Here is a 23,909-nt window from a genome sequence, read left to right on the forward strand (position 1 = left end):
GATTATTATGAGAAGAGCTATAACTCTATGGGAGGGAAGCAAAATCTGGGATTCGGCCTTAATGGCATTAGCGTTGCATCAGCTTCACCCTCCCTGTGAGGTATTTTAGCTCTAATGCCTCACATCATAAAGATACAAGTGTCAAGCTACTTGGATGACAGGGGAGGGAGGCACTGGGATGACAGGAGAAGGTAGTGGGATGACACCCTGACAACCGTCATCCCGCTGCTTGTTAGCGCTTACTATTACCCACAAATATGAGGTTCGTGAGCAAGTCGCCATCCTTCTGCTAAATCAAAGAGACGTTTATATCCTTTCCAAAGAGTAATTGGTCCTGGTTTTGGGTCATTTTTTCTTGCTAAATGGCCTCCAAGTTCATGAAACAGCTTCTTTTATGTTGGGAACTACACTTGGACATGGTTTTCTGTGTATTTTAACGTATAAAACTTTCCATTCTTCTTCAGCTAATAAGGTAGTACATGGTAATGTTGGGTTAGCTCTTGCAATTGATGTAATAAAGAAGATCCTCCAAGCAATAATACTCATAACTGTTAGATATCTCATTAGTCTTTCTGCTATTCCAAGCCTACATTCTTCAACTTTGAGACCGAATTTAAAATTTTATGTAATATCTCTATTTTCCATCTAAGGCAATACCAACTAATTTTTTCAATAGCTTCATCGAAAGTATTAACTGAAAGATTCGTTAATAGCATCCATTCTAGCGGTTTTTTTTTAAGGGAAGGGGAGTTTTCTCAACAACATAAACTGCATAAAGTGGTAATTTAGGTAGTTCTTCCGTCTTATGCCTAATATTATTCTTAGATGGATTCATCATAAACTTTCCAAATCTAACTTCCAAACGTGCTGTTCTTTTTGGCTTATTATCTTTTACAGGAACTTCAACTTCTACCGTACCTGTACAATGAGAGGATTTAATAAATGCCCATAACTTCTGCTCACCTTTTTCAGGATATCGAGATTTTCTATTTACTGCTCTATCTCTGCATGCTCTAACTAGCACTGCCGAATTAAGATTATGTGCAAGCTCAAAAAAGTCATATATATCTGCTTCTCTATCGCATACAGTTATAGTCTCAGTTTGAGTTGGATCAATAATATTATTTGTTTTTCTTAAAGTTTCCAACCACTTTACGCTTTCTTTATCTTCAATGCGATCGCTCTTTTTTTTAAGGTTCTCAGTTTCTTCAGGTCTTGAATAAACTTTTTGATCTAGTATCCCTAGTACCAAACCTTCTATACTAACGGCAAGAGCTGTATGCATTATAATACCTTTTGCAGTATCATAACTGGACAAATTTGCTAATCCGCTTGTTTTTTTATGGTTATTATATACAATGTAACTGGTATCTTGAATGACAAGAACCCTCTTGTGAGCTTTTGTTCTCTCAACCGTCTTATTAATATGTGTAGCTAAAATATCACTTTCTTTTACATTCTCATTTTGAAAAAAACGGTATGCTGCTTTTGCTTCTGACCAACTTCCGCATGCCTCATTAATTGAGCTTTCAGGTAAACTTATCAAACTATCAGCAATCTTTACTAATCGGTCAGTTAATCTTTTATCTCCAAGTACAGCATCTCCAAATTCATTTTTAGCCCATTCATTACTCTCGTTTGCCATTTTTATACCCTCAATATTTGCAAACTTTAATATTGTAATACTTTATTTATAAGTACATTTATATTTGTGGGTAATAGTAAGTTGTTAGCGGGATCTAGAGATACCGCGAATGAATCGCGGCATGACGTAGGACTGCTTTCATTCCAGTGCTTGACACTGGAATCCAGCCTTTCTGCAATCTCATCGAAAACGTTGTAACCACTTTCTATGCTAGTTTGCTTGTGAGCAACCTGGATTCCAGTGGGCTTTGTTGCATAGCAACTGAAAAAATCTGGTGGCTACTGACAAAATTCATTATAAAATAGCCATTTAACCTTGAAAGAAAAAATATGCCACAAAAAATGAGGGTCAGTAACCATAGCGAATATAACAAATTTCTAGAAAAAAGAGGAAATATTTTTCATTATATCAACGAAGCCATAGAAAAGTGGTACGAGAATGGTCCAAAAATACCAGGTGGCAACAATATTTATAGCGATAAAGTTGTAATTTTGGTGCACATAATAACTTGTTTATTTAGAATAGGCCTGAGGCAAACAGTTGGGTTTATAGCAGGATACCTTGAGCAAATTGGGAAAAATTTGCAAGTTATCAGCTATTCACAATCATCAAGAAGGTTTAAGAAACTCAATATTAAGATCAATGATTGCAGAAAATAATATGGAAGATATCGAAATTGCTATAGACAGTACAGGAATTAGTATATACAACAACACTCCTGGTCATAGCAAAGAAAATAGCGAAGATAGAAAGTATCGCAGCTATGAACAGACAAGAAAATTGCATGTAATGTTGAATACAAACAGCAAAAAAGCCATAGCTGTAAAATACAGTAACGGCTGATCACTATGGAGCTTGTGATTTGCTAAAAGAAGTCGATTTTCAGTATGTCATAAAAGTACTATATGCAGATAGGGCATATGACAGAGAAAAGCTCTATAAGCTGTGTAATCAATATGGTATAAAAACGAAAATTCCTCCGAAAAACAACGCAGCAGAGCATCCAAAGTTAGACTATATGGCTGAGAGAAATGCTGCAATTAGACTAATAAAATCATGCAGCGAAGATGGAATGAAGAGGTGGAAAAGGCAAACAAACTACGGAAAAAGATCTTATATAGAAAGTTTTTTCTCGCGACTGAAACAAACATTCGGGTTTAGTTTTAGGAATAAATCTGAGACAAATAGAGAGAAGGAACTACTTGTTAAATGCTATTTGCTCAATAAGTTCACTGATATTGGTATGGCTAAATTTGAGATAGCTTCATAAATTTATTGTGCGTTACCTACTATCCGAAGAGCGATGCAACAAAGCCATTCCAGTGTCAAGCACTGGAATGACACCGTTATAAAGGAACCAGTGTCAGCTACTTGAATGACACAGTCTTTGCTTAAACCCGTAACGTTCGTACATTTTGCTAAAAGTTCAAATATCAACATCATGCACATTAAGTGCATTGCTATTAATAAAATCACGGCGTGGTTCAACTATATCACCCATTAATATTGAAAATATGGAATCAGCTTCTTCACAATCTTTTATTTCAACCTTTAATAAAGTTCTAGCCTCAGGATTTAACGTAGTATCCCATAGCTGATCAGCATTCATTTCACCAAGACCTTTAAATCTCTGCAGAGTTAAACCTTTTTTACCATAGTCCATTATTATTTTTGCAAGCGTACTTGGAGAAGTGATTCTTATTTCAGTTTCTTGTGACTTTAAAAATGAATCACCATTAAATAAATTACTTATACCATCAAGCAAACTTAATATGTTTTGCATATCTTTGCCTTCAAGCATACTAAGTGCAAATATATATTTGTCTGCCAATCCTTGAAACAATTTAGAGATATGAATTTCTTTTTCTTCATTTTTTATTTCCACTTCCCAAGTGTATTCGCTGTACATTAACTTCAAATACTTTAATATCTCATCAGCCGATGATAGAGCATTCTTTTTGCTTAAAATTAGCAATGACTCTAGGAGATTTTGTGGTATTTCTCTATCATAATTTTTGCTAATATTAGAAGTGCTAACGCATTTATTCAAAATAAGGCGCAAGTCGTTAAATTCTGTAGCTGTACCACTTAGTGTTAGTCTTTTAACTGCTGAGTTTATTATATACTCTTCAAAAGTTTCGTCATCTTTAATATAAGTGTCTTTGGCATTCTTTGTAACTTTATAGAGGGGTGGCTGTGCTATGTATAAGTAACCTTTTTCAATAACTTCACGCATATGTCTAAAAAAGAAAGTTAGAATCAAAGTTCTTATATGTGAACCATCAACATCTGCATCTGTCATGATGATAATTTTATGATATCTAGCTTTTTCAATATCGAAGTGTTCACTCCCTATTCCAGCACCAATTGCAGTGATTAAAGAGCCTATTTCTGCAGATGAAAAAATACGATCTAAACTTACACGTTCTACGTTTAGAATTTTTCCTCTTAAGGCAAGCACTGCTTGTGTTTTACGATTACGCCCCTGCTTTGCAGTACCACCTGCTGAATTACCCTCTACTATAAATAATTCCGATAACTCAGGGGCTTTTTCCTGGCAATCAGCAAGCTTTCCTGGCAGAGTTGCAATATCAATATTGTTTTTGCTTTTAACTAACTCTCGTGCTTTTCTTGCGGCTTCTCTTCCTTTTGCTGACCTAATTGCTCTTTCTACTATGCTTGCTGCCAATTTGGGATCAGTTTCAAGGATTGTGCTCAATTTATCAGAAACTATACTTTCTACAACTGCACGTGCTCCAGAACTAACTAGTTTATCTTTTGTTTGTGAAGAAAATTTAGGATCAGGCATCTTGAGAGATAAAACACAAGTTAAACCTTCTCTAACGTCCTCTCCAGTTAAATTTACTTTTGCTTTCTTTAAAAACCCTTCATTAGTTGCATAGGTATTGATACATCTAGTTAGTGCAGATCTAAATCCTGCCAAATGCGTACCACCATCTCGTTGCCGTATATTATTAGTGAAACACAACATATTCTCATAGTAGGAATCATTCCATTCCATCGATATTTCCAAGCTGATGCCAAGATCGTCTGCATCTCCTTTCATACTGGCAATTTTAGTTACATGTGTCTTATTCTTATCTAAATACTGCACAAAATTTGCTGTACCAAAATTGTCTTTAGATTGATTGCTCTGATTGAAATGAGATTCTGTATATGGTTCATTGCGCAGATCACGTAAAGTAATGTCGATATTTGAATTTAAAAATGCTAATTCTCTTATACGACTTTCAAGCGTTGAGTAACTGAAATTAATGCCATTAAAAGTCTCTGTTGATGGCATGAACGTGACTTTAGTTCCTCTTTTGTTTGTATTTTCGTTGACTACCTTTAAAGGTTCAATAGACTCACCATCTTCAAAACGCATAAAGTGTTCTTTCTTATTGCGCCAAATAGTTAATTCCAACCAGCTTGATAATGCATTCACAACTGAGATTCCAACACCATGTAATCCCCCAGAAACTTTATAGGTATTACTGTCAAATTTACCACCAGCATGGAGTTGAGTCATTATTACCTCTGCTGCTGATATTCCTTCTTCTTCATGAATGTCAGTTGGAATGCCACGACCATTGTCGGTTACTGATACTGAACCATCTTTATTTATGCTAACTTCAATTTTATCACAATATCCAGCTAAAGATTCATCTATTGCGTTATCAACAACCTCATATACCATGTGGTGCAAGCCAGATCCATCGTCAGTGTCACCAATGTACATACCTGGACGTTTCCTTACAGCATCAAGACCCCTTAAGATTTTTATTGCATCGGCATTATAACTATTTTCCATGGTATTGCTTCGTTTATGAATGTTAATTAATATTACATTCATATATGCTGATTAGCAACATTTTTAAACTGATAACCCATATTAAAAGCACAACTTTACGAATGTTTATTTTTGAAGACAGCAAATAGTGTCATTCCAATGTGTCTTCCATAACTGTACGAACATTCATTTTTGAAGGTAAATTGCACAACAGATGATGTCATTCCAGTGCTTGACACTGGAATGGCTTTGTTGCATCGCTAGCTATGATGGATTAAAGATAAAAAAGATGGAGAATATCAGTAGCTTATTATTCTGGTATTTATAACAAGAACGGTCAGTGAATACCTAAATTTGAGTAAAAGAAATTTCACTACCACTCACTAATCCGGCTAAAATTCAAGAATTTCAATGCTTTAGCTATTTTCAATAGAATTAAATTTATTAATGTAAATAATAAATTACTATTCTTAAATTTGATCAGATTGATTGCAAAAAAACAAGATTTTCAATAGGTTACTTATAATCCTAACTATAGTTAGCCTTTCATAAGTAGCGATGCAACAAAGCCCACTGGAATCCAGAAATTTTGCTTATAACTGAGCTGATGAGCTAAAGGTAGTTGTCTTACGCTAAAACAAACGTTTTTAATTAAGTTGCATAGAAGCTGGATCCCAGTGTCTGGGCACTGGGATGACACCCCACTGGTGGGAATTGCTCCCAAACTACAACGTTCGTACAGTTGTGTGTGTCTTCCCATGGAGATTGCTCTCAAATCATAATGCTCATGCAGTTGCATGCTCGACTAATTAACAGAAAAATCTATAATTCAGTTTACGTATTTTCTTATCTCAGCCAAAATCTTATCAGATTGACTTTCGTCTGAATTTAAATCAGCTGCAAAGTGTGTAACATATTTTCCTCCAGGGCCAATAAGGTACATTATTGAAGAATGGTTGATTTCTTCTTCTCCACCAACTTTGCTAGCATATACTTTATACTTTGCAATTACTTCGTCTATTTTTTCTCTTTCACCAGTTAACATTTGTATTCTGTGGTCAAATTGCTGCTGAAATTCTTTAAGTCTTTCCGTGCTATCGCGCTCAGGATCGACTGTGATGAAGAATGTTTGTAGCTTGTTGTTAGTTTTCTCATCTAACTTTGCAAGTGTTTCTGAAATTATTCCAAGGTTCATAGGGCAAATTCTTTTGCATGAGGAAAACCCAAAGAAAATCATCATGTATTTATCTTTAAAATCACTACTGCGCAAGATCTGTCCGTCCTGATTAATTAAAGAAAAATCTCCGCCTATCTTAACTTCTGCGTTGTGAATCGCTGCTGGGGCAAATATGCCTTTTTTAGTGAAATAACAATAACCTAAAAAAACAACTGCTAATGCTACTAGCATATTAGATAACAATCTTATAAACCTTACCATTAGGGTGCTCTCAGTAAAATTAAATTGTATCTTTATTGGTTGATCTATTCAATATATTTATTCCAAAGTGTATTGTTAATTTTGTCTAACAGTTTCTTATGTTCATCAATTTCTTCACTATTTGGTGAATGTTCTCTGGGAGTTAGATTACGCACTTTATGCTGAACGAATGTAGAGTTACTGTCCTGATTGCATTCATTATCAAACAGAAAGGTTTGTAACCCTCCTGTAAGTTCAACATATACCTTTGCAAGCAATTGAGCATCAACTAGTGCTCCGTGCAATTCTCTATTCTCTAGCGATATATCAAAACGCTTACATAATGCATTCAAAGAAGCAGGTGATCCTGCGAATTTTTTCCTCGCAAGAGGTAATGTATCTAGCACTCTATCTGAGGAAATTAACCCAGCATTCAGCTTGCTTAGCTCCATGTTAAGGAACTTAACATCGAATTCAGCGTTGTGAATTACCAAAATATCATTAGATATAAAGTCAAGAAATTCAAGTGCAACATCTGAAAATAATGGTTTATCTTCTAAAAATTCTTCACTAACACCGTGAATCTTAAACGAGTGATAAGGTATATCTCTTTCTGGGTTAAGGTACCGATGGAATACTTTACCTGTTGGAATACGATTAATTAATTCCACACACCCTATTTCAATAATTCGATGACCAGATTCAGTGTCAAGACCTGTCGTTTCAGTGTCAAGTACTAGTTCGCGTAGCTTGCTTTCCATGGTTAACTCTAAATAAAACTAATCTTACTTGTCATTTGTCTTATCGTTACTTGTCTTTTTATAGTGAATAGAAACAAGCAACCAGCTTGGGTCTGATGAATTAACATTTTTTTTGAATTGCCATACATCCTCAACTTTATTAATAGTGGATGTACTACCTGATATGATATCTCCTTCATTGTTCTTAACGAAGTTAATTTGCTCTGAAAGGAAATATACTGCAATAAACACTACATTTTTTACTAGCTTTATTTCTAAAATCTTTTGTGAAACGATAGAAACAATGATAGACTCGTGCACCTCTTTACGATGTTTAATCTTCTCTGCAAAATTATCATATAAGTCTTTATCGAGAAGTGGTTTTAACTGAGACAAATTTCCTTGATTGAAATACTTTATTATTAATTCAAAAGCTATGCTTGAACCTTCTATAAAGTGGGAAATAGAAAAATCTTTATTTTTTTTTAATATTTGTTCATAAGTAACTTTTATTGAATTTTCATCATTGCTATCAATGTAACCCTCAATGTTTTCTACTACGTCTTCTCTACTTCGGCTTACATCCAATACACTAGTTAGCTTTTTTAGGTTGAGGTTGGCTGACCTTCCTAAAGAATTATACAAACGTGAAAAAATGAACGCCGCTAATAAAGCATATATTACAAGCTCTATCATAGTAACTCAACTCCTTGGCATATAAAGTATCCGAACATTATTAATTATTAATGAAAATATGTTTTTCATATCAACTTATAATCAGGTTTGCTATTCGTTTGTAAATGAATATATTATATAAGAAAGTATTAAATATCTCAACTTAATTAAAGGAGACGTAAGAAATGCCACAACAAAAAATGAGAATTCACGGTCAATATGTTAAAGATCTATCATTTGAGAATCCGAATTCGCCATTCCTTTCTTCTAGTAAAGCTCCAGATATTAACGTAATGGTTAATATCAATTCAGCAAAATTAGAAGGGACGAAAAACAAAGAAGAAGTGAATGAAGAAAAATCTTTCCATGAAATTACTTTGCATATAGAAGTCAAAGCAACGGTAAAAGATGAAGGCATAAAAGATGGCGTAGCTTTCATTTGTGAAACGAAATATTGTGGCATTTTTTCAATAGAAAATTTAAAAGAGTTGAGTAAGGAAGAAGTAAGACAAGCTTTGTTTATTGGCGGACCTACTTTTCTTTTCCCTTTTGCAAGAGAAATAATTGCAAGAGTTACAAGTAGTGGTGGATTTCCCCCACTGATGCTAGATCCTATAGATTTTGAAACTATGTATGAGCAGCAAGGTCAACAACAAAAAAGTAACGGTAGTAATTCCAATTTTAACTAATATAGTGTGATAGGATGAACAATTCTTTAAATGCAAAAACGACTTTAAACATTGACGGGAAGTCATACAACTATTTTAGCCTAAGTAGTGCTAGTGAATTTTTAGGAATAGATGTGACTAAATTGCCTTGCTCACTTAAGGTTCTGCTTGAAAATTTATTGCGCAATGAAGATGGAGTAAACGTAAAGCTAGATGACATAAGAGTACTAGCAGACTGCGTTAATAAACACACTAATCACGAAATTAGCTATAAACCAGCAAGGGTGTTGATGCAAGATTTTACAGGGGTTCCTGCTGTTGTTGATCTAGCTTCAATGCGGGACTATGTTAAGAAAAATGGAGGAAACCCAAGCAATATAAATCCGTCTGTACCGGTTGATCTTGTGATTGACCATTCTGTTCAAGTAGATAGTTATGGAAGTGTTTCTGCATTCAGTAAGAATGTTGAGCTAGAAGTAAAAAGAAATTTGGAGAGATATCAATTTTTAAAGTGGGGAGAATCGTCCTTCACAAATTTTAGAGTAGTGCCGCCTGGCACAGGGATTTGCCACCAAGTGAATCTTGAATATTTAGCGCAAGTTGTGTGTAATAATGATGGAGTCATATATCCTGATACTTTAGTTGGTACTGACAGCCATACTACAATGGTTAACGGATTATCAGTTCTTGGTTGGGGTGTTGGAGGCATAGAAGCTGAGTCTGTGATGCTTGGTCAACCAATTAGTATGGTGATTCCAGAAGTAGTTGGATTTAAATTAATTGGCAGATTGTCGGAAGGAGTAACTGCGACCGATTTAGTGCTGACGGTTACCAATATCCTAAGAACAAAAGGCGTTGTTGGTAAGTTTGTAGAATTTTATGGTGATGGTTTAGATTATTTATCTTTGGCAGATAGAGCCACTATAGCAAACATGGCCCCGGAGTATGGCGCAACTTGTGGATTTTTTCCAATTGATCAAAAAACGCTAGATTATTTAAGCTTAACCGGAAGGCCAGAAAAGCTGATTAAGCTAGTTGAGGCTTATGCGAAAGAGCAAGGACTGTGGCGTAGTAGTGACGAGTTAGCATTTTTTGACACACTAGAGCTTGATTTATCAAGCGTGGAGCCAGTAATGGCTGGTCCCAAAAGACCACAAGATAAGGTTTTTCTTTCACAAGTGGCAGAGTCTTTTTCTAAATCATTTTTAGTTAATGAGTCAAAGGAAAGCGATAAACTCCAAGATGGAAGTGTAGTTATTGCAGCAATAACAAGCTGCACTAATACTTCTAATCCAAGTGTGATGATTGCTGCAGGTCTTGTAGCTCGTAATGCAATTAAACTTGGATTAAAATCAAAGCCTTGGGTTAAAACTTCTCTTGCTCCAGGGTCACAAGTTGTAACAGAATATTTAGAAAAGTCTGGATTGCAGGTAGATCTAAATGCTTTGGGTTTTAATCTAGTTGGATATGGTTGCACAACTTGCATTGGGAATTCTGGTCCACTTAATAAAGATATAGAAGATGGCATTAAAAACAAAAACTTAACCGTTGCTGCAGTTTTATCTGGCAATCGTAACTTTGAAGGAAGAATTCATCCGTTAGTCAAAGCTAATTACTTGGCATCTCCGCCACTTGTTGTTGCATATGCACTTGCTGGTACTGTGCAAATTGATCTGACAAAAGATTCAATATGCAAAGATAAGAATGGAAATGATGTCTATCTCAAAGATATATGGCCAACAAACAATGAAATCGAAGATTGTGTTAAAAGTGTGGTAACACGTGAGATGTTCATACAAAAGTATAAGGATGTTTTTTCTGGTGATGAACATTGGCGAAAGATAAAGTGTGAAAAAAGTGAAATCTATAATTGGGATGCAAACAGCACTTACATACAAAATCTGCCTTATTTTGATAACTTATCACCTAAAAATAATAAAATCGATATAAAGGGTGCACAAATATTGGCAATGTTTGGCGATAGCATAACTACTGATCATATTTCCCCTGCGGGAAATATTGCCTCGAGTAGTCCTGCCGGTCTATATTTAAAAGGGCTTGGAATTGAATCACAGGATTTCAATTCATATGGGTCTCGCCGTGGTAATCACAATGTAATGATGCGTGGCACTTTTGCTAACATTAGAATAAAAAATGAAATGGTTAGCACCGAAGGTGGATATACAAAATATATTCCTTCTCAAGAAATTATGTCAATTTTTGATGCAGCAATGCGTTACAAGGAAAATAATGTACCTCTAATCATTGTTGCAGGAAAAGAATATGGCACAGGTTCAAGTAGGGATTGGGCAGCAAAGGGTACTTTATTGTTGGGGGTTAAAGTTGTCATTGCAGAAAGCTTTGAGCGTATACATAGGTCCAACTTAGTTGGTATGGGTGTTCTTCCACTTGTATTTCAAAATGGAATAACCAGAAAGATATTTGATGGTAGTAAGGTAATAAGCATAAAAGGTGAAATAGTGCCAGGTGGAAATCTAGAATGTATCATCAAAAGAAAGGATAATTCAAGGCAATCAATTCAACTCAAATGCTGTGTACAAACCGCAACTGAGACTAAATACTTGATGTGTGGTGGAGTGTTGAGCTACATACTTGCACAATCTTTTTGATTTAGTGAAGTTATTGCATGGACTTCTTTTAGCCAGCCCTGATCCCTTTGTAAATAGCAATTTGCTCTGCGCAAAGTTATGATATAATTTCACCATACATATGGTGTCGGAGTATTTTTTGGAGATAATTATATATGATAAGCTCTATACAAGAACCTAATGAACTCAGAAAACGTTTACAAGGATTTTATCGTACTGATGAAAAGAGTTATATACGTTATCTTGTAGAAAAAGCAGAGCTTTCGGCTGATTCAAAAAATAGAATTTATAATATTGCAAAACAAGTTATTGAAAAAATCAAACACAATAAATTAAGTATTGTAGATTCCTTTATGCAGCAATACTCGCTTTCCAATGATGAAGGAATAGCGCTTATGTGTCTTGCTGAGTCACTACTTAGAATACCAGATGATTATACAATAGACGAGCTAATCAAAGATAAAATTGCCAATCAAGAATGGAGTAAGCACTTAGGACATTCCTCTTCATTGTTTGTTAATGCTTCTACATGGAGTTTAATGATAGGGAGCAGTATATTGAGAGATAATGAAGGCGATTCGAAGTTCTATTACGCAATTTCTAAGTTACTTAAGAATTTAGGAGAACCGATCATTCGCAAAGCAGTAAAACAAGCAATGTCTATGCTTGGTAATCATTTTGTTGTTGGAGAAACCATAGAAGAAGCTTTAAGGTACGCAAAACTAGATGACAATAGTAAGTTTTTATACTCTTTTGATATGCTTGGCGAAGCTGCTCACACAACTGAGGATGCAGAAGAGTATTTTAATTCATACATGCACTCAATAAAAGCTATAGGTGAATCCACTGAAATAAATGATTGTTTTAAATCCCATGGAATTTCAATCAAACTTTCTGCTTTACACCCACGTTATGAATTTAGTCAATTTGGCCGAATTGCTGGTGAGATATTCACTAAGGTTTTAGAGCTCTGCCGCGAGGCAAAAAAATACAACATTTCACTATGCATAGACGCAGAAGAAACAGAAAGGCTTGAAATTTCCTTAATCTTGTTTGAACAATTACGGCTTGATGAATCACTTTCTGAGTGGGAAGGGCTCGGCTTGGCTGTACAAGCATATCAAAAACGTGCTTTATCTGTTCTTGACTTTGTAGAGGATGTTGCTATTCGATCAAAGCACAAAATTATGGTGAGGCTTGTAAAAGGTGCATATTGGGATTCAGAAATCAAGTGTACGCAAGAATTGGGATTAAATGATTACTCAGTATTTACAAGAAAAAGCTATACTGACGTATCTTACCTCGTGTGCGCACAGAAACTTTTGAGTAAACCAAACAGCTTTTACCCATGCTTTGGAACTCATAACGTCTATACTTTTGCTTCTATCATGGAACTTGCTGATAAAAACCACCCTGGATTTGAATTTCAACGCTTACATGGAATGGCAAAAGACTTATATGATTATGCAATGTCAGAGCTTGTAACAAATGTTAGCTGTCGTGTCTACGCACCCGTTGGGGAACATAGTGACTTGTTGCCTTATCTTATAAGACGCCTTCTTGAAAATGGAGCTAATAGTTCGTTTGTTAATCAAATAAGTGATCCTAACGTTAAAATCGATGAGTTAATTTCAGATCCACTGGAAAAAGCTATAAATTTTAATTATGAACCTCATCCAGGCATTCCATTACCACAAGATATTTTGGGACCAGAAAGAAAAAATTCCTTGGGGATGGATATTAGTGATTCTGTGATAGTCTCACAATTTGCAGATGATATAAAGGGTTTTAGTGAAAAAAAGTGGCAAGTTGGACCAATAATTGATGGAAAAGCACTATTTGATAATGCTGAATTTATCGAAGTAGTGAATCCTGCACATTTGGAAAATGTAATTGGAGAAGTGTCAAGTGCAACAAGCGATCAAGCTTTAAACGCTCTTGAAATAGCACATAGTGCTTTTGCTAAGTGGCAGAATGTTTCAGCAGAAGAGCGCGCTAAATGCCTTGAAAAAGCTGCAGATTTGCTTGAGGAAAGGATGAAAGAGTTAATTTACATTCTGATTGTGGAAGCAGGAAAAATTTTATCCGATGCAATAGCAGAAGTAAGAGAGGCAATCGACTTTCTGCGTTATTATGCAATGATAGCAAAAAATGAACTGAGCGACTGGAAAAAATTGCCGGGCCCAACAGGTGAAGATAACTTCATCTTTTTTGAAGGCAGAGGAGTTTTCTTATGCATATCACCGTGGAATTTTCCGCTCGCTATCTTCATTGGGCAGGTCTCAGCTGCACTTGCAGCAGGTAATGCAGTGCTGGCAAAACCGGCAGAGCAAACGCCGATTATTGCCTACGAAGCTGTTAAGATACTACATGAAGCTGGGATACCAAAGAATGTGTTACACCTCATTCCTGGGGATGGTGGATATTTAGGCAAAATATTAGTTCCAGACAATAGAATTGCCGGAGTAGCTTTTACTGGCTCAACACAAACTGCTCAAATAATCAATAAAATGCTTGCAAATAGAGATGGTCCTATCGTACCACTTATTGCTGAAACAGGAGGGCTCAATGCTATGATAGTTGATAGCTCTGCTCTCTTAGAGCAAGTGACTACGGATGTTTTGCTTTCTGCGTTTCGCAGCGCTGGCCAACGCTGTTCTGCGCTTAGAGTGCTGTTTATTCAAGAGGACATAGCAGAGAAGCAGATAAAAATGATATGCGGTGCAGCGCAAGAACTCAAGATTGGTGACCCAATACAACTTAGTACTGATATTGGTCCAATAATTGATAAAGCATCTATCGATATGCTCACTCAACATACGCAAAAAATGTCAGAGGATAAAGATTCAAATCTGTTATTTAAAGTACCCATGGATACAAATTCTCATAATGGTTATTTCTTTCCTCCATATATTTATGAGATACAAAAAATTTCGCAATTAAAGCAAGAAGTATTTGGTCCTATTTTACATATCATACGTTTTAACAAGTCACAATTAAATGAAGTTATAAGTGATATAAATAGTACTGGATATGGGCTTACGTTTTCTTTGCAGAGTCGTATACAAAGTCAAATTGACACTATAAGTAAAAAAATATCAGTTGGAAATGTCTACATCAACCGTAACCAGATAGGTGCAGCAGTTGGGATACAACCATTTGGTGGTAGAGGACTATCTGGCACTGGGCCAAAAGCTGGTGGTCCTCATTATTTACAGCGTTTTTCTACAGAAAAAGTTGTAAGTGTTAACACTACAGCATTTGGTGGTAACACTACACTTATGTGTTTGGATTAATTTGCGGGCCCTAATTTTTCTTACCCCTAAACTAGACGTTCGTGCAGTTATGTACACAGCGCTAAAATCCGAAAAGGACCAGCTCATGCACTGAAATAAATCGTATCCGTTCAGCCAATGGCGTCAACTTAAGAACTTTCATTAGCAAACTCTCCTAAAGACATGATGGCGTTTAGGCTTATCTACTTTATTGCGGCTGTCCCGGTCGGATTTTAACTTTAGCGCGTATACTTAAAAAGGGCTTGAAAGTTTTTTGGCGCAATAAGTACCTGATAGAGTTTCTGCCTCATTACACCAAATAAAACTGAAAAATTTAAACGATACTCAGTAATTTGATCTGGGTTCCAAGGCCCTTGTGCATCACATATATGAAGCGATAATATATTGCACATGACCAAGTTTGCCCAAAATTCTTGTAATACAGCCTCTCCAGAAAAATTCTCTAACTCTGCTCCTACTTTGAGTCGTTTATAGCACTCCTCTATGTGCCACCTTAACACATAAGCTTTGCTCCAAAGTCTCGGTCAAAAACTCTGTTTCTCAGTTGGCTAATGTCAGCACTATAACTCTTACTTTCTGTCCTTTCATTTTATTTTTTAGCTTTTCATTTTCTAATATAAAATCAAAATCTAATTCGCCAGCGTTCCCATAGCTTACTATAATTTCTTTTTTGCAAGCGAAAAATAAAATCTACTTCCAAATCATAATGCTGCTGAATGAATTTTACTGAAGACGATCATAGATAAATAATAATTTCTCTTGATTTAATAAACGCATTTGAGTGATAACTTCGGGTAATTGCTCTGCCGCCAACGTTTGTTCACCTATATTCCAAGCTGCAAGACGAGCACTACAAATCAGCGAAGTACACAAATCAACAAACAAATTGCCAATGGTGCCTGTTGTTCCATTTGGTTCAAACTCGGATACAATTTCCCCAGAGCTGGGTAATCTCATACCAGAACCATCTGCTGCAATAAGTCTATAGCCTCTCCAACTCAGGTTCATCCTGATAGGCTGTTTGGATGCTTAAATTCTTGAAAGCCTGTATGGCAAATCTTATACCTTGCTTTAGAAAAAGCTTGCTTTGAGGGTACATGTCAATGGCTCCATAAGTTCACATTCTATTCCCAAACTTTTTTTAACTAACTTTAAAATCATAGAAAATACTGTCGAAAAAGCTTGTTCGTGTAAAACTCAACACAATGGATTTTCTGAAAAGTTTTCGAGTATATTATATTTTTAATTTGTAGAATAAGGTTTTTTCCTTTTTGCATATTTCACCTAAAAAGGACACATTTTAGACTTCTTTGTTGAAATAAAACAGAAACAAAAGTGCTGTCCCTTGCACTCTTTGGATAATTTAATGATAAAAAATTTGGAGAGAAATTTTATACACAATCTCTGACATTTTTCCTTAAGTTGACGCCATTGTGTGAACGGTTACGGTTTCCCGTCTTCACCATGCTATATAGAAAAAAGTCTGGATTCCAATTTGCATGACAATATGGAGTATCTGCTTCTTTCATCCCAGTGGGATCTTTTATTCCATTTTATCAACAGTTTGTTTTGCAGTATCAAACAATTTTAATCCTATAATCCCGAATGTAACTAAAATAAAGCATATTACTTCGAATAAATTAACTGGTTCATCAAATAGGTAAACTCCAAGTATCGAAGCTCCTATAGCGCCCACTCCAGTCCAAATTGCATAGCATACTCCGATAGGTATAGAACGTGTAGCGAGCGAAAGTAAATATGTACTAAGAGCCATGGAGAGTATGCTAATTATTGATGGTACGAGATGAGTAAATCCATAACTATGCTTAAGTGTTATGACCCAGAACACTTCAATTAGTGACGATAAGAGTAAATATATCCAATTCATGCATAAACTTTAGGTTTAAATAGAGAGCTTTAGCCCTATGGTTCCTATTACAATTAAAACGATACATAAAACTTGAGATAAATTAATATTCTCTGTGAAAGTGGTTGCACCAATTATAGTTATTCCAATTGTGCATATTCCAGAGGAAACTGCATAGCATACTCTAATAGGTAGAAAGCATGCTGCAAGAGATAAAAAATAAATGCTAATGATCATAATTACCAATGTTGCAATCGAAGGCACAACTTTAGTAAAACTGTTACTAAACTTTAGTGTTACAGCCCACAGTATCTCTAGGATACTAGATAGCAATAAATATACCCAGCACATTTTCGTAACATTTCAATCTTGTATTGTAACAGAAATTGTTAGTTAAAACTACACTAAAGTGCAATAGATCTCTCTTTCGGAATTGCTTTAATATCAAACTTAAAACAACATCCTAAAAAACTTTTCTACGAAATTCAATTCCTGCACGTCATTTGCTGCATAAAGTGGTGTAGTTTGTTGCTCAATACCTGGTATTTCTACAAAAACTTTGCCCACTTCTTGACCTTTTTTAATGGGTGCAGGTATCATATCTTTATATTCAATACGCACCTTAATTTGGTCATGCAATTTGCGGTTGTAAGTTATGGTAACATCGTTTGCAACTGTAATAGGCACTTTTCTATCTTTTCCATAGAGAACATTTACTTCCTCAACTACGCTGTCTTTAACGAATATTTTCTTAGTGTTAAAATGATTTAAGGAATATTGTATCAATCTTTTTGCTTCTTCTATTCGCTCTTTCTCAGTGTTTAAACCATTTACGACAGCAAAAATTCTCCTATCATTTCGTTTTGCAGATGCTACAATGCCGTAACCACCAGCATTTGTATAACCGGTTTTTAAGCCATCAACCCCAATATCGTGAAAAAGTAGAAGATTTTTATTCTTTTGTACAATTTCATTATATGTCAAATATTGTTCGGAAAATAAATCATAATATTCAGGAAAATCGGTGAAAATCCTTTTTGCCAGCATTACCAAGTCTTTTGCGTTCATAAAATGATCTTCATCTGGCCACCCGCTTGAGTTGACAAAATGACTGTCATTCAGATTCAAATTTTGTGCAACTTCATTCATTTCAGCCACAAAATTCTCTTCTGATCCTGCAATGCCCTCGGCTAGTGTTATGCAGGCATCATTGCCTGAGACTATTGTAATTCCTTCAAGTAATTCCCTCACCGTAACGGATTGACCTTCTTTCAAAAACATAGAAGAGCCTCTCCTTTCCCACGCTTTTCTACTTACTCGAAATTTATCCTCCATGTGTATTATTCCAGCTTTTAGATAATCGAAGGCTATATATAAAGTCATTAGCTTGCTCATTGAAGATGGGGCCATTTTTTCATCAGAATTATGGTCAAAAATGAATGAGTCTGAAGCTAAATCTAAGACTACTGCTTGCTTTGCTTTGGTTCTAAACTGGTATGAGTATGAAGAAAAAGGAAGTATAAAAACTAATAGCAAAATTACCAATCTGCTTAACATATCTATAATTTTAAATTTATAGTGTACTAATTAATAGTATAATTTTACAGGGGCATTTCAATAGATCTCTTGCATAAAAATTCCTTGACAAACCTCGCCAGCCCCCCTTATCATGAAACTGAAGCTATTTATTTATCTTCTCTGTACAGATTAAATGACAAAAAAACTCACGTATCTGGCGTCTCATGTTTAATTTTTTGCACTATGTGCACCTTATGTCTTTATAAAATTTCTAGGTTTTTACCTAATATAAGCTAAAATGCGCTTATAAAGCATTTAAAACATAAAAAAACGCCAACTTAAAAAATGGATAGTGAATAACTAGCTACCCTAGGGTTTCTTTTGCCTTTTTTTCTGTTTAGTAAATTTCTTAAACATTTATGACTAAAGGTTAGTTGCATTAAAAAGTAGCTAAATCGCGGTTATTAAGTGTTTAGAATAAAAAAACGCCATACTTGAAAGTATAATGTAAGTAATTAGCCAACCACGGGGCTTCTTTTGCCTTTTTTTTCGTTTGGTAAATTTCTTAAATATTTGTGGCTAAACGACAATCGTCATCCCGCTACGTGTTAGCGGGATCTCTTGTTAGCGGCTGAGATACCGCGAATGAATCGCGGTATGACGGTTCGTGACGGTATGACGGTTCGCGGTGATATGACGATAACCTCGTCATCCCGCTACTTGTTAGCGGGATCTATGTTAAGGTATGGCGGTTAAATAAGGGATCTATGTTAAGAGATACCGCGAATGAATCGCGGTATGACGGTTCGCGGCGGGATTCCAGTGTCTGGGCACTGGGATGACAGGAAAAGGGGCTACTTGGATTACAGCAGATCACCTCTTCACAAAAATTTTATCAGTAATACGCATATCAATGATACTCCAATCGCTGAAAGTAAAATCAGTTGTATTTTGCAAGTGGTTTAAATAGTCCCATGCACTATAAGGATTATCTTCAGGCAGTTTCACTGTGGAACCGTTATCAAATATGATATTCCATCTTCTATTCCCTATATAAGCAAAAGAGGAAATGTGGTCACTTAATTGAGTTTTACTCTCTAACACATCTTTAACAAATTCTAGGTTTGATAACGAGTTTTGTCCTGTAATTACAACAAGATCATCTACTGGATAGTCATCTACGATCACTTTGCCTTCGAAATCAATTACCGAGGTCTTGTTATTGTCTTTCCAGAGAGCAAACGGTTTATGTTCATCTATATTAATGTGTAGGGTATTAGGTAAAATTCTGTGAACTCTTACGTATTTTATCCATCTGCTTACGGATTGTATGTTACCGGCAAGTTTTGAAAGTGATATATACAGGATAGGTTGCGTTCTATCTGTCAAACTTAGAATATCCTTTTTGTTTGTAAATTTATTGCCGCTCACAACTACTTCGTCGATTGAAAATCCACTACTGAGTAATAAACTGGATAGGCAGTCATTATACCAAGTAAAGTAGTAATTAAATCGATTTATTATTTTATCAAGTGAGCTGTAGAGTATTAGTGTAAGAAAAAGTGCTGTGATAATAACCAAGGCACACTTGCGCAAAAAACTCCTTTGGCTTCTAGTAACATTGCTCAACATGACTTAAATCCCTAATATTTTTGTGCTGCTTCAATAATAATTTTAACTAATTCATTAAAATTGATTCCTTTTGCCAATTTTGCAATTTCTGGCACTAATGATAACTCAGTAAAGCCAGGATGTGTATTAATCTCAAGCATTTTTAAAGTGTTATTTTTGGGATTATAACGGAAATCTGAGCGGGAAATAGTTTTGCATCCTAAAAATTGATGAATTTTCAGTGCATGTTCCAAGGTCATTTTATATATATTGTCAGGAATTTCAGCAGGAAATATATGTTCTGCAAATCCATCTGTATACTTTGCTTCATAATCATAGAATTTATTTTTTGGTCGTATTTCTATAGTGCCAATTGCTTCATTTAGCAATACAGCAGTATGTAACTCTACACCTGGAATGTATTCTTCTATAATCATCTTTTCCATTATAGTAGAACTGTTATCTTTCAGTTCTAAGTAATCCTCGTGCGAGAAAATTATGTGCACTCCAATACTTGAACCTTCGTTAATTGGTTTTAAGACGTACGGATAATCGATTTTAATATTATTTTTTAGTACATCTTCTCGGCTAATTACATAACCTTTTGGAGTGTCGATACTAAGGGATCGAAATATATGCTTTGACATCACTTTATTCATAGCAACAGCAGAAGCCATAACTCCTGAGTGTGTATATTTTATACCTAAAATCTCCAGTAAACCTTGAATGCAGCCATCTTCACCATAAGGTCCATGCAGAGCGATAAAAGCAAGGTGGGGATTAATTTTTTTAAGCTTTTCAGCAATGTTGCTGTCAACATCTATTTCTATTGCATTATATGAAAGGCTATCAAGCGCCTTTTTTACTGCTTTTCCACTCATAAGCGATACTTCTCTCTCACAAGAAAACCCACCACTTAAAATTGCTATAGTTGGAATCATGGGCATTCTATGTTTTACTATATAGCATATATAAAAGATGCTCTTATCTTCAATAGAAAAAACGCTTTGAAAAATTCTATAGCTCTATCCTATGCACAACTGTACAGACATTGCAATTTGCAGGTGGTGTCATTCCAGTCTGAAATCCAGCTTTTTCATAATCATCAAAACGTTGTATTTTAACATAAAACGGCTACTTTTATACTTAATAAAATTCCTGGATCCCAGTGGGCTTTGTTGCATCGCTCTTCGGATAGTAGGTAACGCACAATAAATTTATGAAGCTATCTCAAATTTAGCCATACCAATATCAGTGAACTTATTGAGCAAATAGCATTTAACAAGTAGTTCCTTCTCTCTATTTGTCTCAGATTTATTCCTAAAACTAAACCCGAATGTTTGTTTCAGTCGCGAGAAAAAACTTTCTATATAAGATCTTTTTCCGTAGTTTGTTTGCCTTTTCCACCTCTTCATTCCATCTTCGCTGCATGATTTTATTAGTCTAATTGCAGCATTTCTCTCAGCCATATAGTCTAACTTTGGATGCTCTGCTGCGTTGTTTTTCGGAGGAATTTTCGTTTTTATACCATATTGATTACACAGCTTATAGAGCTTTTCTCTGTCATATGCCCTATCTGCATATAGTACTTTTATGACATACTGAAAATCGACTTCTTTTAGCAAATCACAAGCTCCATAGTGATCAGCCGTTACTGTATTTTACAGCTATGGCTTTTTTGCTGTTTGTATTCAACATTACATGCAATTTTCTTGTCTGTTCATAGCTGCGATACTTTCTATCTTCGCTATTTTCTTTGCTATGACCAGGAGTGTTGTTGTATATACTAATTCCTGTACTGTCTATAGCAATTTCGATATCTTCCATATTATTTTCTGCAATCATTGCTCTTAATATTGAGTTTCTTAAACCTTCTTGATGATTGTGAATAGCTGATAACTTGCAAATTTTTCCCAATTTGCTCAAGGTATCCTGCTATAAACCCAACTGTTTGCCTCAGGCCTATTCTAAATAAACAAGTTATTATGTGCACCAAAATTACAACTTTATCGCTATAAATATTGTTGCCACCTGGTATTTTTGGACCATTCTCGTACCACTTTTCTATGGCTTCGTTGATATAATGAAAAATATTTCCTCTTTTTTCTAGAAATTTGTTATATTCGCTATGGTTACTGACCCTCATTTTTTGTGGCATATTTTTTCTTTCAAGGTTAAATGGCTATTTTATAATGAATTTTGTCAGTAGCCACCAGATTTTTTCAGTTGCTATGCAACAAAGCCATCCCAGTGTCAAGCACTGGGATGACACCGTCATAAAGGAACCAGTGTCAGCTACTTGGATGACATCATCTTTTTTTCTGGATCCAAGTAGTCAGAGCACTGGAATGACATCATAGGGGCTCGGATGACAAAGGAGAGCTACTTGCATGACACCATCTGCCACCTGCAAATTGCAATGTTCGTACGATTGTGCGTCACGCGTTGGAATGACAAAAAAGAGTGAGTTGCTAGTTTTTCATATGGTTATGCAAGGAGTCTGATCTTTTTCTTTGTTAATATTACTCTAAATTTTCGTCAAAATAAGCTGTTTTATCCTTTTTTTCCTTATACCCTTCTGCAGTATAGAGGGGTTGCTTTTTAGCTGTGATATTTGGCCACTTTTGTGAGTATTCTACATTTATATCGTAAAATAACTTGAAAGTTTTTTGTTCGCTGCTCAGCAACTCTTCATCTAGTTCTAAAATATCTTTTATGGAATCATCAGTTACAATTGCATCTACTGGACACTCAGGTATGCACACTCCGCAATCAATACATTCATCTGGGTTAATCACGAGCATGTTTTTGCCTTCATAGAAGCAGTCAACGGGACATACTTCCACGCAGTCTGTATATTTACATTTTATGCATTTGTCTGTAACAAAATGCGTCATAAAACACTGTATATTTGTATTATCTTGGGTACACTAAATTGATAAGAAATTCAAGTCTTTTATGAAGATAAATAAATTGAACAACAAAGAATTAGAAGTATGGTTAAGCTTGGCTAGAACTATAGGACCAATAAAGTTTTTTAGTATACTAAGAACACATGGATCGCTAGATGAGGTGTTGAAATATCTCAATAGGGTGGCTAATAATAAGGTGTATGGCATTCAAGATGCACGAGAAGAAATCAATAATGCAGAAAGAATTGGAGCTAAAATTATACCCGCATGTGACCCAGATTACCCTGATCTTTTAAGAAATATCTCTAGTTGTCCTCCTGTAATAACTGCGCTTGGTGATATATCATTATTAAGCCGTGAGATAATTGCAATAATCGGTGGGCGTAACTCTTCAATGAATGGAAGAAATTTTGCCAATAAGTTGGCACTTGATTTAAGCGAAGCTGGTTTTGTTATTGTTTCTGGACTTGCAAAAGGAATCGATACTGCAGCAAACAGTGTAATATACAAAAATCATCCCACTATTGCTGTTACAGCAAGCGGAATTGATGTGGTGTATCCAAAAGAGAATTTTGATCTATACAAAAAAATCACTGGGAACGGTGGGTTAGTAATTACTGAGCTTCCATTTGCTACTAAACCAAAGCCTCAATATTTTCCTCAGAGGAATCGAATTATATCTGGTCTATCGCTGGGTGTTGCAGTGATTGAAGCATCGAAACGTTCTGGCTCTCTAATAACAGCAGATTTTGCTTTAAATCAAGGGAGAGAGGTGTTTGCAGTTTCTGGTTTCCCTTTAGATTCACGCTGTAGTGGTAGTAATTATTTAATTAAAAACGGTGCTAAGCTTATCGAATCCGCTGATGACATAATAGAGAGTATTAGGTTTAGTTTACCTCCGCAGCAAAAAAACCTATTTGATGTTGAGCACCATTTTGTTAACCAAAAACAAGAAAAATTACAACAGGCAAAATCTGTTATAGTTGATCATATTAACTCTGTACCTGTTGATATAGATGAACTTATATTAGCAAGCGGACTTTCTACCAACATAGCTCTAATGGCTCTTTTGGAACTAGAGTTGGAAAACAAAATAGAGCGTTCACCGGGGAATAAAATATCGTTAATTTTCTAGATTACTTTAGCTATACTAGATGT

16 protein-coding genes and 5 pseudogenes are annotated in these 23,909 nt (G+C 35.4%); 6 read left to right on the forward strand and 15 right to left on the reverse strand.

What is annotated here, in order from left to right:
* Window positions 1–245: 245 nt before the first annotated feature.
* Window positions 246–1,645 (reverse strand): annotated as a pseudogene (locus OM961_RS02405) (IS4 family transposase).
* Window positions 1,646–1,974: 329 nt separating this feature from the next.
* On the opposite strand from OM961_RS02405, the pseudogene OM961_RS07560 reads away from it, so the two are divergent.
* A pseudogene (locus tag OM961_RS07560) lies at window positions 1,975–2,915 on the forward strand (IS5 family transposase).
* A gap of 156 nt (window positions 2,916–3,071) precedes the next feature.
* On the opposite strand, the gene gyrB reads toward OM961_RS07560, so the two are convergent.
* From gyrB to OM961_RS02450, 6 genes are all read right to left on the reverse strand, one after another.
* A complete protein-coding gene (gyrB, locus tag OM961_RS02425; RefSeq protein WP_264339291.1) occupies window positions 3,072–5,459 on the reverse strand; it encodes a DNA topoisomerase (ATP-hydrolyzing) subunit B in 2,388 nt (795 codons plus the stop codon).
* 95 nt (window positions 5,460–5,554) lie between these two features.
* Window positions 5,555–5,677, reverse strand: coding sequence for a hypothetical protein (locus tag OM961_RS02430; RefSeq protein WP_010962370.1), 123 nt, complete (start codon window positions 5,675–5,677; stop codon window positions 5,555–5,557).
* 299 nt (window positions 5,678–5,976) lie between these two features.
* The gene (locus tag OM961_RS02435) at window positions 5,977–6,198 is read right to left on the reverse strand and encodes a hypothetical protein (protein WP_148142727.1); all 222 of its coding nucleotides are present in this window, start codon (window positions 6,196–6,198) and stop codon (window positions 5,977–5,979) included.
* Window positions 6,199–6,267: 69 nt separating this feature from the next.
* Window positions 6,268–6,876 (reverse strand): SCO family protein, encoded by a 609-nt coding sequence (locus tag OM961_RS02440; RefSeq protein WP_155968286.1) that lies wholly within the window; start codon window positions 6,874–6,876, stop codon window positions 6,268–6,270.
* Window positions 6,877–6,920: 44 nt separating this feature from the next.
* Window positions 6,921–7,616, reverse strand: a complete 696-nt coding sequence (gene dnaQ / locus OM961_RS02445; protein ID WP_264339293.1) for a DNA polymerase III subunit epsilon — start codon at window positions 7,614–7,616, stop codon at window positions 6,921–6,923.
* A gap of 24 nt (window positions 7,617–7,640) precedes the next feature.
* Window positions 7,641–8,291 (reverse strand): Tim44/TimA family putative adaptor protein, encoded by a 651-nt coding sequence (locus tag OM961_RS02450; protein ID WP_006280141.1) that lies wholly within the window; start codon window positions 8,289–8,291, stop codon window positions 7,641–7,643.
* Window positions 8,292–8,455: 164 nt separating this feature from the next.
* On the opposite strand from OM961_RS02450, the gene secB reads away from it, so the two are divergent.
* The 3 genes from secB to putA all read left to right on the forward strand — a co-directional run bounded on the left by secB (window position 8,456) and on the right by putA (window position 14,843).
* Window positions 8,456–8,959 (forward strand): protein-export chaperone SecB, encoded by a 504-nt coding sequence (gene secB, locus OM961_RS02455; protein WP_264339294.1) that lies wholly within the window; start codon window positions 8,456–8,458, stop codon window positions 8,957–8,959.
* A 14-nt stretch (window positions 8,960–8,973) separates the two neighbouring features.
* Window positions 8,974–11,568: an aconitate hydratase AcnA gene (gene acnA, locus OM961_RS02460; protein WP_264339295.1), complete on the forward strand. Its 2,595-nt coding sequence runs from the start codon at window positions 8,974–8,976 to the stop codon at window positions 11,566–11,568.
* Window positions 11,569–11,702: 134 nt separating this feature from the next.
* Window positions 11,703–14,843: a bifunctional proline dehydrogenase/L-glutamate gamma-semialdehyde dehydrogenase PutA gene (gene putA, locus OM961_RS02465; RefSeq protein WP_264339296.1), complete on the forward strand. Its 3,141-nt coding sequence runs from the start codon at window positions 11,703–11,705 to the stop codon at window positions 14,841–14,843.
* 141 nt (window positions 14,844–14,984) lie between these two features.
* Here the strand turns inward: putA and OM961_RS02470 are convergent.
* The 7 genes and pseudogenes from OM961_RS02470 to OM961_RS07565 form a co-directional block, all read right to left on the reverse strand.
* Window positions 14,985–16,120 (reverse strand): annotated as a pseudogene (locus OM961_RS02470) (transposase).
* Window positions 16,121–16,386: 266 nt separating this feature from the next.
* Entirely contained in the window at window positions 16,387–16,731 is a 345-nt protein-coding gene (locus OM961_RS02475; RefSeq protein ID WP_006279756.1) for a DMT family transporter, read from the reverse strand.
* A gap of 15 nt (window positions 16,732–16,746) precedes the next feature.
* Complete coding sequence (locus OM961_RS02480; protein WP_182309621.1) at window positions 16,747–17,061, reverse strand: DMT family transporter; 315 nt, start codon at window positions 17,059–17,061, stop codon at window positions 16,747–16,749.
* A gap of 99 nt (window positions 17,062–17,160) precedes the next feature.
* A complete protein-coding gene (locus OM961_RS02485; protein ID WP_010082605.1) occupies window positions 17,161–18,267 on the reverse strand; it encodes a D-alanyl-D-alanine carboxypeptidase family protein in 1,107 nt (368 codons plus the stop codon).
* Window positions 18,268–19,101: 834 nt separating this feature from the next.
* Window positions 19,102–19,860, reverse strand: a complete 759-nt coding sequence (locus tag OM961_RS02490; protein WP_264339297.1) for a cell division protein FtsQ/DivIB — start codon at window positions 19,858–19,860, stop codon at window positions 19,102–19,104.
* Window positions 19,841–20,786: pseudogene (locus tag OM961_RS02495) on the reverse strand (D-alanine--D-alanine ligase). The gene OM961_RS02490 and the pseudogene OM961_RS02495 overlap by 20 nt, the downstream one beginning before the upstream one ends.
* A gap of 270 nt (window positions 20,787–21,056) precedes the next feature.
* Window positions 21,057–21,997 (reverse strand): annotated as a pseudogene (locus tag OM961_RS07565) (IS5 family transposase).
* 73 nt (window positions 21,998–22,070) lie between these two features.
* Here OM961_RS07565 and OM961_RS02515 point away from each other — a divergent pair.
* Entirely contained in the window at window positions 22,071–22,199 is a 129-nt protein-coding gene (locus tag OM961_RS02515) for a hypothetical protein (protein WP_264339298.1), read from the forward strand.
* Window positions 22,200–22,361: 162 nt separating this feature from the next.
* Here OM961_RS02515 and OM961_RS02520 read toward each other — a convergent pair whose 3' ends face one another.
* Window positions 22,362–22,736, reverse strand: coding sequence for a ferredoxin family protein (locus OM961_RS02520; RefSeq protein ID WP_264339299.1), 375 nt, complete (start codon window positions 22,734–22,736; stop codon window positions 22,362–22,364).
* 61 nt (window positions 22,737–22,797) lie between these two features.
* Here OM961_RS02520 and dprA point away from each other — a divergent pair, with 61 nt between their 5' ends.
* Window positions 22,798–23,886, forward strand: coding sequence for a DNA-processing protein DprA (dprA, locus tag OM961_RS02525; RefSeq protein ID WP_264339300.1), 1,089 nt, complete (start codon window positions 22,798–22,800; stop codon window positions 23,884–23,886).
* Window positions 23,887–23,909: the final 23 nt, after the last annotated feature.

Origin of the sequence: Wolbachia endosymbiont (group A) of Cydia splendana (genome assembly GCF_947179475.1) — a bacterium.
GTDB classification, from domain to species: domain Bacteria; phylum Pseudomonadota; class Alphaproteobacteria; order Rickettsiales; family Anaplasmataceae; genus Wolbachia; species Wolbachia pipientis.